The sequence below is a fragment of the Microcella sp. genome (assembly GCF_040286215.1).
Lineage (GTDB): Bacteria > Actinomycetota > Actinomycetes > Actinomycetales > Microbacteriaceae > Microcella.
The window spans coordinates 18692-33300 of record NZ_JAVKCK010000022.1 but is presented as its reverse complement, the minus strand read 5'-3'; the positions used below and the strand labels follow the sequence as shown (position 1 = coordinate 33300).

At 68.7% G+C, this 14609-nt stretch carries 14 protein-coding genes and 2 tRNA genes; 2 read left to right on the top strand and 14 right to left on the bottom strand.

Going from position 1 to position 14609, the window contains the following annotated elements; genetic code table 11:
* Positions 1 to 60 precede the first annotated feature (60 nt).
* The 6 genes from RJQ01_RS11430 to RJQ01_RS11405 form a co-directional block, all read right to left on the bottom strand.
* Positions 61 to 1134, bottom strand: a complete 1074-nt coding sequence (locus RJQ01_RS11430; RefSeq protein WP_350476854.1) for a TerC family protein — start codon at positions 1132 to 1134, stop codon at positions 61 to 63.
* Positions 1135 to 1324: 190 nt separating this feature from the next.
* The gene (locus tag RJQ01_RS11425) at positions 1325 to 1747 is read right to left on the bottom strand and encodes a hypothetical protein (RefSeq protein ID WP_350476853.1); all 423 of its coding nucleotides are present in this window, start codon (positions 1745 to 1747) and stop codon (positions 1325 to 1327) included.
* A 111-nt stretch (positions 1748 to 1858) separates the two neighbouring features.
* Positions 1859 to 1931: transfer RNA gene (locus RJQ01_RS11420), tRNA-Glu, on the bottom strand.
* 62 nt (positions 1932 to 1993) lie between these two features.
* Positions 1994 to 2896, bottom strand: coding sequence for a diacylglycerol kinase family protein (locus RJQ01_RS11415; RefSeq protein WP_350476852.1), 903 nt, complete (start codon positions 2894 to 2896; stop codon positions 1994 to 1996).
* A gap of 61 nt (positions 2897 to 2957) precedes the next feature.
* Entirely contained in the window at positions 2958 to 4979 is a 2022-nt protein-coding gene (locus tag RJQ01_RS11410) for a heavy metal translocating P-type ATPase (protein ID WP_350476851.1), read from the bottom strand.
* Between the two features lie 2 nt (positions 4980 to 4981).
* Entirely contained in the window at positions 4982 to 5263 is a 282-nt protein-coding gene (locus tag RJQ01_RS11405; RefSeq protein ID WP_350476850.1) for a metal-sensitive transcriptional regulator, read from the bottom strand.
* A 71-nt stretch (positions 5264 to 5334) separates the two neighbouring features.
* Between RJQ01_RS11405 and RJQ01_RS11400 the strand changes: the two genes are divergently transcribed.
* A complete protein-coding gene (locus tag RJQ01_RS11400) occupies positions 5335 to 5973 on the top strand; it encodes an MBL fold metallo-hydrolase (RefSeq protein WP_350476849.1) in 639 nt (212 codons plus the stop codon).
* Positions 5974 to 5982: 9 nt separating this feature from the next.
* Here the strand turns inward: RJQ01_RS11400 and RJQ01_RS11395 are convergent, their stop codons facing one another.
* The 7 genes from RJQ01_RS11395 to RJQ01_RS11365 form a co-directional block, all read right to left on the bottom strand.
* Positions 5983 to 7443 carry a phytoene desaturase family protein gene (locus RJQ01_RS11395; protein WP_350476848.1) on the bottom strand — a complete coding sequence of 487 codons (1461 nt, stop codon included), beginning with the start codon at positions 7441 to 7443 and terminating at the stop codon, positions 5983 to 5985.
* A gap of 9 nt (positions 7444 to 7452) precedes the next feature.
* On the bottom strand, positions 7453 to 8367 hold the full coding sequence (locus tag RJQ01_RS11390) for an alpha/beta fold hydrolase (protein ID WP_350476847.1): 915 nt from the start codon (positions 8365 to 8367) through the stop codon (positions 7453 to 7455).
* Positions 8364 to 9383, bottom strand: a complete 1020-nt coding sequence (locus RJQ01_RS11385; RefSeq protein WP_350476846.1) for a hypothetical protein — start codon at positions 9381 to 9383, stop codon at positions 8364 to 8366. The genes RJQ01_RS11390 and RJQ01_RS11385 overlap by 4 nt, the downstream gene beginning before the upstream one ends.
* Positions 9383 to 10102: a MerR family transcriptional regulator gene (locus tag RJQ01_RS11380; RefSeq protein ID WP_350476845.1), complete on the bottom strand. Its 720-nt coding sequence runs from the start codon at positions 10100 to 10102 to the stop codon at positions 9383 to 9385. The genes RJQ01_RS11385 and RJQ01_RS11380 overlap by 1 nt, the downstream gene beginning before the upstream one ends.
* Positions 10103 to 10174: 72 nt before the next feature.
* Positions 10175 to 11110: a Ppx/GppA phosphatase family protein gene (locus RJQ01_RS11375; RefSeq protein ID WP_350476844.1), complete on the bottom strand. Its 936-nt coding sequence runs from the start codon at positions 11108 to 11110 to the stop codon at positions 10175 to 10177.
* 38 nt (positions 11111 to 11148) lie between these two features.
* Positions 11149 to 11223: transfer RNA gene (locus RJQ01_RS11370), tRNA-Gln, on the bottom strand.
* Between the two features lie 34 nt (positions 11224 to 11257).
* Positions 11258 to 11929 (bottom strand): hypothetical protein, encoded by a 672-nt coding sequence (locus RJQ01_RS11365; RefSeq protein ID WP_350476843.1) that lies wholly within the window; start codon positions 11927 to 11929, stop codon positions 11258 to 11260.
* 101 nt (positions 11930 to 12030) lie between these two features.
* Here RJQ01_RS11365 and RJQ01_RS11360 point away from each other — a divergent pair, with 101 nt between their 5' ends.
* The gene (locus RJQ01_RS11360; protein WP_350476842.1) at positions 12031 to 12966 is read left to right on the top strand and encodes a cytochrome b/b6 domain-containing protein; all 936 of its coding nucleotides are present in this window, start codon (positions 12031 to 12033) and stop codon (positions 12964 to 12966) included.
* An 89-nt stretch (positions 12967 to 13055) separates the two neighbouring features.
* On the opposite strand, the gene gltX is transcribed toward RJQ01_RS11360, so the two are convergent.
* Positions 13056 to 14555 (bottom strand): glutamate--tRNA ligase, encoded by a 1500-nt coding sequence (gltX, locus tag RJQ01_RS11355; RefSeq protein WP_350476841.1) that lies wholly within the window; start codon positions 14553 to 14555, stop codon positions 13056 to 13058.
* Positions 14556 to 14609 lie beyond the last annotated feature (54 nt).

The window sequence follows — 14609 nt, the reverse complement described above, 5'->3', positions numbered from 1 at the left end:
CGAAGGAGAAGGAACCGCTCGCGCTGCATGGAGCCAGGCTACCACCGGGGGATGCGCGGCTCAGCGCTCCCGCGGCTCGGAAGACGGCACGCGGCGCGAGTCAGAGACGTCGTCCTCCTCATCGCCGAGGCCGGCGCCGATCCCGGAGGTGGGAAGGTACCGACGTTCGCGGCGGATCTTGAGGAGGCTCGCGAAGACCGCGATCGCCATCGCGACGACGATGACAATGAGGGAGGTCCAGGTGTCGATCTCGGGCACGGGCACGTTCTCGCCGTTGTTGATAAAGGGCAGCTCGTTCTCGTGGAACGCGTGCAGCACGAGCTTCACGCCGATGAACCCCAGGATGAAGGCGATGCCGTACTTGAGGTACTCGAGCTTGTCGACGAGGTGCCCGAGCAGGAAGTACAGCTGACGAAGGCCCATGAGCGCGAGCACGTTGGCTGTGAAGACGATGAAGGGGTTCGTCGTGATGCCGAAGATCGCCGGTATCGAGTCGATGGCGAAGATGACGTCGGTGATGCCGATCGCGACGAGCACGATCAGCAGCGGCGTGAACATCCGACGACCGTCGATGCGCGTGCGCACCTTCATGCCGTCGTACTCCTCGCTGATCGCGATGCGTCGGCGCAGGAAGCCGATGAGCCTGCTCTCGCGCTCCTCGTCGTCGTCGCGTCCGCTGAAGGCCTGCTGCGCGGCTGTGACCAGGAGGAACGCGCCGAAGATGTAGAAGATCCAGCTGAAGTTCGCGATGAGTGCCGCGCCGAGCAGGATGAACACGCCGCGGAACACGAGCGCCAGGATGATGCCGATCATGAGCACGCGCTGCTGCAGAAGCCTCGGCACCCTGAACTGGCTCATGATCAGCACGAAGACGAACAGGTTGTCGACCGACAGACTCTTCTCGGTGAAGAAGCCGGCGATGAATTCACCGCCCGCGTCGGGCCCGGAGACGAGGAAGAGCAGGAACCCGAAGACCAGGGCCAGCCCGACGTAGAAGGCCGTCCACAGCCCCGACTCCTTCGGCGTGGGAACGTGCGGTCGTTTGATGATGAGCAGCAGATCGACGATCAGGATCACGCTGAGCACGATGAAGGAGGAGATCTCGAACCAGGCGGGAATCACGTAGTCGCTCATGGTGGCCTTTCGAGGGAGGGGTCAGCGGAGTCCGACGGTCTCTCCCCCACCGCTCAGCGGCGGCGCCGCGCCCGGACCTGACATCGGAGTCGGTCGTGATGACGATCGCGGCGAAACGGGATACTCCCCCTCGCGCGTGACAGCCTAGCGACTCAAGTCGTGCGCGTTCGACACGCGCAGCGAGCCCGCTCTACTGAGGCGCGATGGTGAGGGTCCAGAGGGCGTTGCCCTGCTCCCCATCGAGGTCGATCGTAGAGTCGCCCGCGGCGTACGGCCCCGTCATCGTGGCGATGCCATCGTTGAACACGATGGAGATCGTCAGTATCGACCCGACCACACTCCACGTGTCGCTTGCGTCGTCGTAGCTGGCATCGTTGAAGGCGAAGCCGAGTGTGCGGTCCTCCTGGAATTCCAGCACCCAACTGTCACCGTCCGAGTCCACGCCTTCCCAGGTTGAGCCCGCGAGCGCATCCTCGGCGCTCGCAGTGCCTCCCGTAGTGGGGTCGGTTGCACCCTGGTTGAGAAGGCCGCCGGGGAAGCCGAAGCAGCCGCTCAGGCTGATCGCGAGCGCGACGGTGAGAGAAACGAGCGAAACATCCCGAAGCCTTGTCATGTGCCACACAGTAGACCTCCCGCAACCGCAGAGGAAGAGGGGGTGGGCAGCAACGCTTCGCGCGTTCATAAGAAGAGACCGCCCAGACGATTCCGGGCGGTCTCAGATACGTGACCCCAGCGGGATTCGAACCCGCGTTACCGCCGTGAGAGGGCGGCGTACTAGGCCGCTATACGATGGGGCCGTCACGCAACCAGTCGAGTATGCCATAGCGCGAACATCCCGGCCAAACCGGTGCGGCGACCGCTAGGCGAGCACCCTGAGCGTGCTTTCCTGCATGTGGATGTCGACGGGCAGCGGCGCGATGCGCTCGCCGTCCGCATAGGCGACCACCCCCGCTGACTCGATGCGCACCGACCGGGCGCGATGCACGACGACTCGGCGATCGGTGACGTGGGTTCCCGCGAAGACGCGGGGGTAGATGCGCAGGAACGCGAGCCTCCCGAGGGGTCGCACGAGCACCACGTCGAAGAGTCCATCGTCGAGCAGCGCCCCGGGTGCGACCTTCATGCCGCCTCCGAACGAGAGGTTGTTGGCGACGGCGACGAGCAGTGCCCGCTCGACGTGCTCGACGCCGTCGATCGTGAGCCGGTACTCGAGGGGTCGCAGCCGGGCGAGTTCGATGAGCAGCGCGACGGTGTACCGGCTGCGACCGCGCGGCCAGCGCAGGCGGTTGGCGCGCTCGTTGACGAGTGCGTCGAATCCAGCAGAGAGGATGCACGCGAACCGGGCCCGACCGCCGTCGAACACGATGCGCCCGGCGTCGATGATCCGCGGCGGCCGGTGCAGCGCCGCGGCGAGCGCGGTGATCGCCGCCTCGGTGTCGTCGATCGGGATGCTCAGCCCTCGTGCCATGTCGTTGCCGGTGCCGCTCGGCACGATTCCGAGGGGGATGCGCGTGCCCTCGAGCGCCGTGACGCCCAGGCTGACCATGCCGTCGCCGCCGACGACGACGAGCGCATCAGGCGAGTCGGCGAGCGCGGCGCGCGTCGCGTCGAGCAGTTGTGCGAAGTCGGGCTCGATGAGGCTCGTGACCTCGTGGCCGAGGCCGCGCAGCGTCGTGACGACGGCGGGGCCGATCTCGCCACCGCGGCCGAACGACGCTGCTGGGTTGATGGCGACCACGATGCGGCGCGACGACGATGTCATGCGCTGATTATGGCGCGAAACCGTCGAGCGCCGCCGCCGCGCGCTTTCCCGGTTTCGTGGGTCAGCCGCGGCGCAGCAGTTGAGCGTTGAGCGCGACGACGATCGTGGAGACGCTCATGAGCACGGCGCCGAGAGCCGGCGAGGGCAGGAAGCCGACGCCCGCGAGTACTCCGGCGGCCAGCGGAATGCCGACGACGTTGTAGCCGGCCGCCCACACGAGGTTCTGCTGCATCTTCGCGTACGTGCGTCGGCTGAGCTGGATCGCCTCGTCGACGCCGCGAGGGTCGCTGGAGGCGAGGACGATGCCCGCCGACTCGATCGCGACATCGGTACCGGCGCCGATGGCCACTCCGACGTCGGCACGAGCGAGGGCGGGTGCATCGTTGACGCCATCCCCGACCATCATGACGCTCGTCCCGCCGCGCTGCAGCTCGGCGACGACGTCGGACTTCTGGCCGGGAAGCACTTCGGCGTGCACCTCGTCGATCCCGAGCTCGCGCCCGACCCATTCGGCGACGGGTTGCGAGTCACCGGTGAGTAGCGCCACCCGCACGCCGCGCTTCTGAAGCGCCGCCACGGCCTCGCGGGACTCGGGCCGAATCACGTCGGCGATCGCGAAGAGCGCGAGCACGGCATCCCCGTCGAGGAGGTAGACGACCGTCTGCCCAGCCTCGCCCGCCTCGCGAGCGGCCGAGACGAGGGCGCTCGGCGCTTCGATGCTCTGCTCGGTCACCCAGCGTCCGCTCGCGACCGACAGGGACCGATCGCCGACGCGAGCACTGACACCCTTGCCGGAGACGGCCTCGAACTTCGCACCGCGCCGCTTCTTCAGCCCGCGATCCTGCGCCTCGGCGAGGATCGCGCGGGCGATGGGATGCTCGCTCTTCGCCTCCACAGCGGCGGCGAGCGCGACGGCCTCGTCCTCGTCGACTCCGTCGCCGACGACGACGCGCTCGACACCCTGGCGGCCTTCGGTGAGCGTGCCGGTCTTGTCGAACAGCACGACGTCGATCGAGCGCGCCGCCTCGAGCGCGGCGCGCGAACGGATGAGCAGGCCGCGCTTCGCCCCACGCGAGGTGGAGATCTGCGCGACGAGCGGTATCGCGAGTCCGAGGGCGTGCGGGCACGCGATGACGAGCACGGTCACGACGCGCGCGAGCACGAAGTCGGGCTCTCCCGGGCGGACGATGACCCAGACGATGGCGGTGATGATGGCCGCGGCGATCGCGAGGTAGAACAGCAGCGCGGCCGCACGATCCGCGAGCAGCTGGGTGCCCGACTTCGAGCTCTGCGCGTCGGCGACGAGCTTCATGACGCCGGCGAGCGCCGTGTCCTCCCCCGTCTTCGTGACCTCGACCGTGAGGGAGCCGCCTCCGACGACGGACCCTGCTACGACCGCGTCGCCGGTCTTCTTGGCGATCGGCTCTGACTCCCCGGTCAGCAGCGACTCGTCGACGTCGCTCTCGCCGTCCACGACGGTCCCGTCGGCGGGGATGGCGGAGCCGGGGCGCACGACGACGCGGTCGCCGACGGCGAGATCGGACGCCGCCACGATGCGCGTGTCGTCACCGTCGACGAGCTCGGCCTCGTCGGGGATGAGCGCGGCGAGCTCGCCGAGCGCGTTCTGCGCGCCCATGACAGCCGACATCTCGAGCCAGTGGCCGAGCAGCATGATCGTGATGAGGGTCGCGAGCTCCCACCAGAAGTCCATGCCGTCGAGGCCGAGCGTGACCGCGGCGCTGTAGCCGCAGGCGACGATGATCGCGAGCGAGATGAGCGTCATCATGCCGGGATGCTTCTGGCGCAGCTCGACCCAGGCGCCCTGGAGGAAGACCCACCCGCCGTAGAAGAACAGGAACGCGCCGAGCCCCGCCGAGATGAACTCGCTGCCCGGGAAACGCGGGCCGTCGAGGCCGAGCAGGTTCTGCAGCCCCGGCGAGAAGACGAGGATGGGGACGGTGAGCGCGAAGCTGAGCCAGAACTTGCGCTGGAACTGCGCGGGGTCGTGCCCCGTGTGGTCGCCGTGCGCCCCGTGGCCGTGCGGAGCCTCTTTCGTGGTGGTGTCGCCGTGGTCGTGCGCCACGGTCACTCCCCCCGGTTGTTCTTGAGCTCGAAGACGGCGAGCAGCTCGGCCATCGCCTTCTCGCGCTCGTCTCCGCCGGCGTCGAACATGTCGGTCACGTGCGTGCGCAGATGGTTCTCGACGAGGAGCTTGTTGAGGCTGCGCAGGCTCTTCTGCACGGCGAGGGACTGCGTGATGATGTCGACGCAGTAGTCCTCGTTCTCGATCATCTTCTCGATGCCCCGCAGCTGACCTTGCAGGATGCGCGAGCGGTGCAGCGCCCTTTTCTTGATGTCGTCGATCACACCGTCGACAATACCCCCCTGGGGTATTTGCGGTCAAGGGGTCGCGGACTCCCGGTGAGTACAGTGTGCCCATGATCCTCACCAAGCGCGAGCACGCCTGTCTCGTCCTCGAGCACGAGGGCGCGAGCCTCGTCATCGACCCGGGCGGCTTCACCGCCCCTTTCGCTGTCGAGAACCTCGCCGCGATCATCGTCACGCACGAGCACGCCGACCACGTCTCCCCCGAGCACCTCGATCGACTGCTGGCCGCCGCGCCCGGGCCCGTGGAACTCTTCGCGCCTGGCGGGGTCGCGGCCGAGCATCCCGGTTATCGCTGGACCGTCGTCGAGGCCGGTCAGATGCGCGCGGCCGGCCCCTTCGCGCTCGCGTTCTCCGGCGGGCGCCACGCGATGATCCATCGCAGCATCCCCATCGTCGACAACCTCGGGGTCTTCGTGAACGAGACCCTCTACTACCCCGGCGACTCGTACACGGTGCCCGAGCGGCCCGTCGACGTGCTCGCCGTGCCGTCGAGCGCGCCGTGGTTGAAGATCGGCGAGGTCATGGACTATCTCGACGCGGTACGGCCACGGCGCGCGTTCGCCACCCATGAGCGCGTGAACTCCGAGATCGGCCAGAGAATGGCCAACCAGCGCATCCAGCAGGTGACCGAGCAGCACGGCGGCACCTTCGTCGCTCTGGAGGCAGGGGATTCGCTCGAGCTCGACTAGCGACGCGCCCTATCGACCCTGAGTGAGGCCGAGAGCGGGAAGCCGGTGCAGGCCGAACTCGTGCCGCAGGGCGCTGCGGGCTGCGTACGCTCCACTGAGACCGTGCACCCCCGGGCCGGGCGGCGTCGCCGAGGAGCACAGGTAGAGGCCGGGCACGGGCGTGCGCCACGGTTCGGCGGACAGCGTCGGGCGTGCGATGAGCTGGCGCACCGTCGCGGCACCCGCAGCGATGTCGCCCCCGATGTGATTGGGGTTCTCGACCTCCATCTGCGCCGCTGTGGCGCTCGCAGAGGCGAGAACCACATCACGGAAGCCCGGCGCCCACCGCTCGATCTGGCGTGTGATCGCCTCCGTCTGATCGACCGTGGACCCGCTGGGCACGTGCGTGTACGCCCACAGAACGTGCCGCCCCACCGGCGCCCGCGAGTCATCGATGATCGACGGCTGCGAGACGAGCACGTAGGGGTCATCCGAGTGGTGTCCGCGCGCGACCAGCGCCTCAGAGGCGGCGATGGCCGCTCTCGTTCCCCCGAGGTGCAGAGTCGGGGTCTTCCTCAACTCGGAATCGACCCACGGCACGGGGCCGCTGAGGGCGAAGTCGACCTTCGCCACGCCCGGACCGTAGCGGTAGTCGAGCAGCGCCCGCCGATACCGGTCGGGCAGGGCATCCCCGGCGAGGCGCTCGAGCGCGCGGGGAGTCAGATCGAGCAGCACGGCGTCGGAGGGTGGCAGCTCGGCGAGGGAGGTGATCTCGACGCCGGCCTCGATCGTGCCGCCGTGGGCGAGCAGGTCGTCGACGAGCGCGTCGACGATCGACTGGCTTCCGCCCACCGGCACCGGCCAGCCACCCGCGTGTCCGGCCGTTGCGAGCGCGAGAGCTGTACCGGCGGTGCCGAGCGACGGCATGGGCTGAACGGAGTGGGCGGCCACCCCCGCGAGCAGGGCCGGCCCTGCGTCGTCGCGCCAGCGCAGGTTCCACGCCGCCGTACCCTGCTCGAGGGCACGCAGCCCGAACACGGCGGCCGCGATCAGGTGGTCAGGAACGCGCACGAGGCTCGATCCCGTGAACTGTGCGACTTGGGCGGCGCGCTTCACGAGCGGGGCGAAGAACCGCGCCCACGCCGGACCGTCGACACCGAGGGTGTGGGCCGTGCGATCGAGACTGCGGTAGGCGATCGCCGCCGGGCGACCATCGAGCGGATGCCCGTACGACCGCTCGGGAGTGCGCAGCTCGACGCGCTTCGAGAGCTGGAAGCGGCGGAAGAAGCCCGAGGAAACCGCGAGGGGGTGCACGGCCGAGCCGACGTCGTGACGGAAGCCGGGCAGCGTCAACTCGGCTGTGCGCGCCCCGCCGCCCACGTGTGCGGACCGCTCGTAGACAGTTGTCTGGATGCCCGCGCGCGCCAGGATCACGGCGGCCGCGAGCCCGTTCGGGCCCGAGCCGACGATCGACGCGGCGGGAGGTGCCATGCCTCGAACCTATCGGGCCACCCTGCGGGCCGACGACGATGAGCGCCGCTGGTCAACTGTGAGGTACTCGAGTATCTCGTCGATGTGATTATTGATTGTCGAGAAGTGGCCGCCATCCTCCACACGGTGGAGTACGGCCCGAGGAACCTTACCGGCCCAGTACTCTCCCATCGCCACCGGCACGTTGCGGTCGACACGGCCGAACCAGAGCCCGAGTTCGCCGGTCAAGTCGGCGATGTCGAACCCCCAGGGTCGGTTGTACAACTGCCACTCGAGAACATCCCCGTCGACGCCATGTCGATGCGCTTCGCCCGCGGCAGCCGAGAAGATCTCGATGATGGCCGGGTCGCGTTCGATGAGCTGCACGTCGGGTTGTGGGAGCGCCTGAGTCATGCGTCTCTGCATCGCCACCGGATCGGAGTAGAACGCGCTCATCTGCCTGAGCATGATGGTCAACAATCGCGGTGACCGCCGAGCGGCCCAGAAGATCGCACGCAGGGGTGGCCAGGCTCCCGCGAGCCGCTTCGGCATCTCGGGCGGGGCGACTCCACTGACGATCGCGGCTCGCGTGACCCGCTGGGGTAGCTCGTGCATCACGGCGGCCACGTGCGGAGCGCCGCCCGACAGCCCGAGCACGGCGAACTGGTCGAGGGAGAGGCCGTCTGCGAGCTGGGCCACATCGAGAGGCCAGTCGAGGAAACGACGGCTGGGCTGGTAGTCCGAGAGTCCGAAACCCGGGCGGTCGGGCACGATCAGATCGATTCCTTGCCGCTCCACTGCGTCGGCGAACCATCGCCCTTCCAGACGGGAGCTATTGCCACCCGTGAAGTACAGAACCGGGCTGCCCCCTTCTGGCCCATACCGCGCAAAGCCGAGCTGGCGGCCGTCGGACAACGTCTGCACCAGACTCTCGCGCTCATTCATGACGGAGAACCTGCGTGCTGAGGAGTCGACTGGCTGGCAGCCGCCCGTCGCTGACGTCGCGCTCCCGAGGCGACAACCGCCAGGGCGGCGGCGAGCGCAAGCGCGCTGATCGCGGCTCCGATCGCGAGAGTCACGACGTCGGGCGCGATGATGGACTGGGCTCGAAGAGCCTGCATCGTCACGAGACCCACTACCGCGAGATAAGCGAAGGCAGCCACAAGCACAAGGCCACGTCGCACGAGGGCGTCACGCAGGAGCGCGATGCGGCGAGCGCCGAGCTCCAGCAACAGCGCGAGCAGCGGTATTGCCTGCAGGGCGTGCATGCCGATGAAGTGTGGGATGCGCAGGTCGCCCGCCTCCGTGCTCCAGCCGAAGAACGGCAGCCCGGGGCCGCCATCGGCGACGCCCACGGCGTGCGCCCCTGCGATGCCCTGGAAATCGGCGAGTTGGGCGGCGTTGGGGCTGGTCATGAGGAAAGCGAGGCCCATGCCAAGGAGTGAGATGCTGACGCCAGCCCGGATGGCGGCGCGGCGAGCAGGGTCGGCGCCCCCATGCCGCCACAGGACGATCCCGGCTATCAGCGTCGCGATCCACAGCGTGGTGATGGCCGCGCCCATGATGGAGAAGGCCAGGCTGTTGAGCGGCGTGGACACATTGAAATGACTCGTCGAACCTCCCGCCGCGAGCCCCACGATCAGGATGAGTTCAATCGCGAGCGTCGCCGTGATCACGGTGCCCGCCCACCAGGCAAGGCGGCGCATCCGCTCGAAGTGCCCGATAATCCATGCCCAGGTGACCGCGTACAGCACGCCCGAGATGCCGAATTTGAGTGGCTTCTCCCACAAGTTGACGCCGAGCACCTCACGATCGTCAACGATTCGACCGACGACAGTCACCACGGTGAGCAACGCGAGCGCCACGGCGAGAACGAGCAAAGGTCGGTGCCAGCGATTCGCCGGCAGGTCGAGGCGCCAGTCGGGGTCTCGGGTCTCGGGGCTGCGAGTGAGATCGGTCATCACGACTCCTTGGGATTGTGTGGGCTGAGAAACTCGGCGCCATTGACGGGGTATCGGGTGCCCTCTGGCGAGGGGAAGCGTCGTGCCGATTCCGCTTCTTGCGCAATACGGCGTAACCCTGCGAACAGTGCATCGCCGAGCACGGTGCCGATGACGACCACGTTCGTCATCTCGGCCTCATCGGGTGCTGAGGCGACGGCTGCCAAGTCGGCGGCTGCCACGAGATCAGCGGCCTCGGCGTACTGATCTAGCGCGGCATGGAGTCGGTCCTGACCAAGGCTGGAGTAGGTGTCGAGCACCCGGGCGGCCAGTGCGAGGCCAGGGTTGCGCAATTCGACGTGCCACGCGCGCCTGGCGCAGAGTTCCCCGATCAGCCTCTCGCCCTCCGTCATGCCCGCGTCATCGCTGCCGTCCGAATCCGCAGAGTCAGAGACGAGCGACGCCGGAATCGTGACGGCCCGCTGCGCGACGCCGAAGACCCAACCGAGCGGTATGGACTCATCGTCTACAGCGGCCACCACGGTGCGAGCACGGGCGACATCGAGTCCGCCGACGTCGAGCAAGGCACGCACGAGCCGGACGCGCTCGACATGCGTGTCGTTGTACCGCGATTGGTTTGGGCTTGTGCGCTCGCCTGCAGGCAGCAGCCCCTCGCGCATGTAGTACTTGAGAGTCGGGATGGAAACCCCCGTACGCGAGCTCAATTCGGACATCCTCATGAATGGATAGTAGCACTATCGATAGTGTCACTGTCTATAGCGGATGCCCGGCGGCCGCACGGCTCGGCCCTGTTAGGCGGGCCCGTCGAGCGCGTCCATGTACCGCAGCACGATGCCCTCGCGCAGCGCCCATGGCGAGACGATGAGCGTCGAGACGTCGAAGACTTTCATGGCGGTGCGCAGCAGAACGGCGCCGGCGAGAATCTGGTAGCCGCGCTCGGGCGTGATGCCCGGCAGGTACTGCCGCACCTCCGAGGGCATCTCGCGCAGGGTCGGCTCCCACTCGCGAAGGCCGGTGTAGTGCACGGGGGCTAGCGCGCCGGTGTGCGGGTCCGCAGGGCCTCCGACGAGGCGCGCGAGCGAGCGGATCGTCTTGGAGGTGCCGACGACGCGGGTGGGCGCCGGGCGCTCGGTGAACCTCTCATCGCGCACCGCTGTGAGCTCCGCCCGCGCGTGCTTGCGCAACGCGGAGACCGCCTCGCGGGCGGGCGGGTCATCGCTGAAGAAGCGCAGCGTGCTGCGGGCGGCGCCGAGCGGCAGCGAGACCTGTACGTCGGGATACTCGTCGGCGCCCTGCGCGATCTCGAACGAGCCGCCGCCGATGTCGAACAGCAGGATCTCGCCCGCGGACCAGCCGAACCAGCGGCGCACCGCCAGCATCGTCACGCGCGCCTCCTCGTCGCCGGAGAGCACCTGCAGCTCGACGCCCGCCTCACGAGCGATGCGAGCGAGAACCTGCTCGCCATTGGCCGCCTCGCGGAGCGCCGAGGTCGCCGTCGCCAGCAGGTCGTCGACCCCCATCTCCTCAGCGGTCTGGGCCGCCTCGCAGATCGCGTCGACGAGGACGCGCTGCCCCCGCTCGACGATCGCACCGTCCTCGTCGAGGAAGTCCATCAGCCGCAGAGTGGAGCGTTGCGAGTGGTTCGGCACCGGGCTCGCGCCGGGGTGGGCGTCGACCACGAGCAGGTGGACGGTATTCGAGCCAACATCGATCACACCGAGGCGCATTTCTCGAGAGTACGCGGGTGCGGAGGTCAGGTCGCGTGTGGCTGGGGTACCTGGACTCGAACCAAGAACAACTGAACCAGAATCAGCCGTGTTGCCAATTACACCATACCCCACCGGCGCCAGCCGGAGCCGGGCCGAGTTGCGAGTTTACCCTACCGCCGGAGTGACGAGGTACGAGACCTGGCAGAAGCCGGCACCGAAGCACGTCAGCTCGGCGACCACGTCCATCCCCGCCGCGGATCCCGTGTCGCTCCTGACGACCTCCGCACGACCGCTCTCGCGCGCGTCGGAGATCGCCTGCGCGAGCTCGCGCGCGGGGGGAGCGGTGAAGCCCAGGTCGGGCACACGCTCGCTGACGGCGAGGAAAGCCTCGGTGTAGGTGAGCGATCCGCGCTCCTCGACACGCACCGCTGCGAGCTGACCCGATGAGGTCGTCACCGTGAACTGCGGCGTCGTGAAGAGCGCGCCGTTCGGCTCGGCCTCGGTTGCGATGAGCACGAGGCGGTAGTCGAGACCCGTCGGGTGCGGCCCCACGGTCAGGGCGCCATCTGCGGGCAGCCCGAGCTCTGCGGCATCGACCGGCGGTGAGCTCAGATCGATGCGCGGGGTTCGCGCGGCATCGATGTAGCGCAGGCCCCGCTCGGTGAAGACCGACCAGTTGAGGTCGGTCACCTGGTCGTCGTCAGCGGGGCCAGGGCCGGCGGCCAACCGAGGTCCTGCGATCGCCGCCACGAGCACAGCGCCGACGATGATCAGCAGCAGCAGCGCGGCCGGAATCCAGCGCACCCATTCCGGGCGATGCGGGTTCAGGGTGGCCATGCGTCATTCTCCCACTGAGGATGAGGCCACGCGTCGACACGGTGCCGGACGCTCGGCCTGCGCTCACCTCGCCTCCATCCGGCGGCGACTACCGTAGAGGGGTGCCCGACGCGAGACCCCGACGCCGACGCGCGCTCGTGGTCGCGGGCGCTGTCGCGTTGCTCGTTCTCGTGGCGACCGTGCTGTTGGCCCGATGGTGGCGAGACACCGCGGCGGGAGCCGCCTTCCTCGCCGACTACTCCGGCACGGTCGCGCCCCCTCCCGGCACTCCGGAGGGTTTCCCGGCCTGGTTGAGCTGGACCCACTACCTGAACGGGTTCTTCCTGCTCTTCATCGTGAGCTCGGGCCTGCACATCCGGTCCCGCACGCGGCCCATCTCGTTCGTGACTCGCCGCAACCGCAGGCCGCTGCGCACGGCACGACCGCCTCAGCGGCTGGGCATCCACACCTGGTGGCACCTCGTCGTCGTCGCCCTGTGGATCACGACGGGTCTCGTGTACGTCGTGCTGCTGCTGGCGAGCGGGCACTGGGCGCGCCTGCTGCCGACGGAGTGGGGGGTGGTGCCGAACGCGATCTCGGCGGGCGTGCAGTACCTGTCGCTCGACTGGCCAGTCCACGACAGCTGGCGCAGCTACAACAGTCTGCAGGTGATGTTCTACTCCGCGACAGTGTTCGTCGCCGCACCGCTCGCGCTGCTCACCGGCCTGCGCCTCTCTCCCGTCTGGCCCCGCAGATGGATGCGCGCGACGGGCGTGCTCGGCGACGTCGCCGCGCGGCGCGTTCACGCCTGGGTGCTCTGGTACTACCTCGCGTTCACCGTCGTGCACGTGGGCCTCGTGCTGCTGACAGGCATGCGGGAGAACCTCAACGGCATGTACGCAGGGGTTGAGAACTCCGAGAGCTGGCTCGGGTTTGCCGTCTTCGCCGCGTCGACGCTCGTGATGGTCGTGGCGTGGGCGCTGCTGCGCCCTCCCGCCCAGACGTCGATCGCCGAGCGCGTCGCCGACGTGCGCCGCCTACCCGCCCCGCCCCCCTGACCCCTCGTCGCCAGATCTGACGCGAATGGGCGCCGGGCGACATGGAGAGCGCCCCTACGCGCCAGATCTGGCCCAGAAAGAGGGGACGGTTAGAGGGTGGCGCGGAGGGCGCGGAGGCGCGCGAGAGTGGAGTCTCGACCGAGGAGCTCCATCGACTCGAACAGCGGTGGGCTCACGCGCCGCCCTGACACAGCGACGCGCAGCGGCCCGAACGCCAGGCGCGGTTTGAGACCGAGGCCGTCGACGAGGGCCGCGCGCAGGGCCTCCTCGATCGCCGCGGTCGTGAAGTCTTGCAGCTGCTCCAGCGCCGTGACTCCGGCGTCGAGCACGGCTGCCGCGTCATCCTGGAGGCTCGCCGCCGCATCTGCCTCGATCTCGAGCGCATCGTCGGCCGTGAAGAGGAAGGCGACCATGCCTGGCACCTCGCCGAGCAGCCCCACGCGCTCCTGCACGAGCGGCGCTGCCGCCGCGAGAAGCTCGCGCTCCGCCGGGCGCGGTACATCGCTGAAGAGGCCCGCATCGGCGCAATACGGGATGCTGCGCTCGACGAAGTCGTCGAGACCGAGCATCCTCAGATGGTCGCCGTTGAGGGATTCGGCCTTCGCGAGATCGAAGCGCGCCGGGTTGGGGTTGACGTCCGCGATGTCGAACGCGGCGACCATCTCGTCGATCGTGAAGACATCGCGGTCGTGAGCGAGCGACCAGCCCAGCAGCGAGAGATAGTTGAGCAGCCCCTCGCGGATGAAGCCGCGCTCGCGGTGGTGGAACAGGTTCGACGCGGGATCGCGCTTGGAGAGCTTCTTGTTGCCCTCCCCCATGACGTACGGCAGATGGCCGAACTGCGGGATCGCCTGAGCGATGCCGATCTCGATGAGCGCGTGGTACAGCGCGATCTGGCGCGGCGTCGACGACAGCAGGTCCTCCCCGCGCAGCACGTGGGTGATGCCCATGAGGGCGTCGTCGACGGGGTTGACGAACGTGTAGAGCGGAGCACCGTTGGGGCGCACGACGACGAAGTCGGTGAAGCTGCCGGCAGGGAAGGTGATCTCGCCGCGCACCAGGTCGGTGAAGCTCAGTTCGGTGTCGGGAACGCGCAGGCGCATCGCCGGCGAGCGCCCCTCGGCGCGATAGGCGGCCTTCTGCTCGTCGGTCAGCTCGCGCTCCGAGTTGTCGTAGCCCATCTTCGGGTCGCGGCCGGCCGCGACGTTGCGCGCCTCGATCTCCTCACCCGTCAGGTAGCTCTCGTAGAGATGGCCGGAGGCGGTGAGCTGCTCGATGATGGCGCGGTAGATGCTCGAGCGCTGCGATTGGCGGTAGGGGGCGTGCGGGCCGCCCGTCTCGACGCCTTCGTCCCAGTCGATGCCGAGCCACCGCAGGCCGTCGAGCAGCTGGTGGTAGCTCTCCTCGCTGTCGCGCGCCGCGTCGGTGTCCTCGATGCGGAACACCATGGTGCCGCCCGTGTGGCGCGCATAGGCCCAGTTGAACAGGGCGGTGCGGATGAGCCCCACGTGCGGGGTTCCCGTCGGCGAGGGGCAGAAGCGCACGCGCACGTCGGCGCCAGTGGCGGTGGAGAAGGCGGGGCTGGTCACGGGGAGCCAGTCTAGGCGCTGCGGGATGCCCGGCCGTCGATCAGCCAGGCGCGA

Coding starts and splice junctions, on each gene's coding strand:
- RJQ01_RS11430 (WP_350476854.1), bottom strand. CDS start 1,134: ATGAGCGACTACGTGATTCCCGCCTGGTTCGAGATCTCCTCCTTCATC.
- RJQ01_RS11425 (WP_350476853.1), bottom strand. CDS start 1,747: ATGACAAGGCTTCGGGATGTTTCGCTCGTTTCTCTCACCGTCGCGCTC.
- RJQ01_RS11415 (WP_350476852.1), bottom strand. CDS start 2,896: ATGACATCGTCGTCGCGCCGCATCGTGGTCGCCATCAACCCAGCAGCG.
- RJQ01_RS11400 (WP_350476849.1), top strand. CDS start 5,335: ATGATCCTCACCAAGCGCGAGCACGCCTGTCTCGTCCTCGAGCACGAG.
- RJQ01_RS11395 (WP_350476848.1), bottom strand. CDS start 7,443: ATGGCACCTCCCGCCGCGTCGATCGTCGGCTCGGGCCCGAACGGGCTC.
- RJQ01_RS11390 (WP_350476847.1), bottom strand. CDS start 8,367: ATGAATGAGCGCGAGAGTCTGGTGCAGACGTTGTCCGACGGCCGCCAG.
- RJQ01_RS11385 (WP_350476846.1), bottom strand. CDS start 9,383: ATGACCGATCTCACTCGCAGCCCCGAGACCCGAGACCCCGACTGGCGC.
- RJQ01_RS11380 (WP_350476845.1), bottom strand. CDS start 10,102: ATGAGGATGTCCGAATTGAGCTCGCGTACGGGGGTTTCCATCCCGACT.
- RJQ01_RS11375 (WP_350476844.1), bottom strand. CDS start 11,110: ATGCGCCTCGGTGTGATCGATGTTGGCTCGAATACCGTCCACCTGCTC.
- RJQ01_RS11365 (WP_350476843.1), bottom strand. CDS start 11,929: ATGGCCACCCTGAACCCGCATCGCCCGGAATGGGTGCGCTGGATTCCG.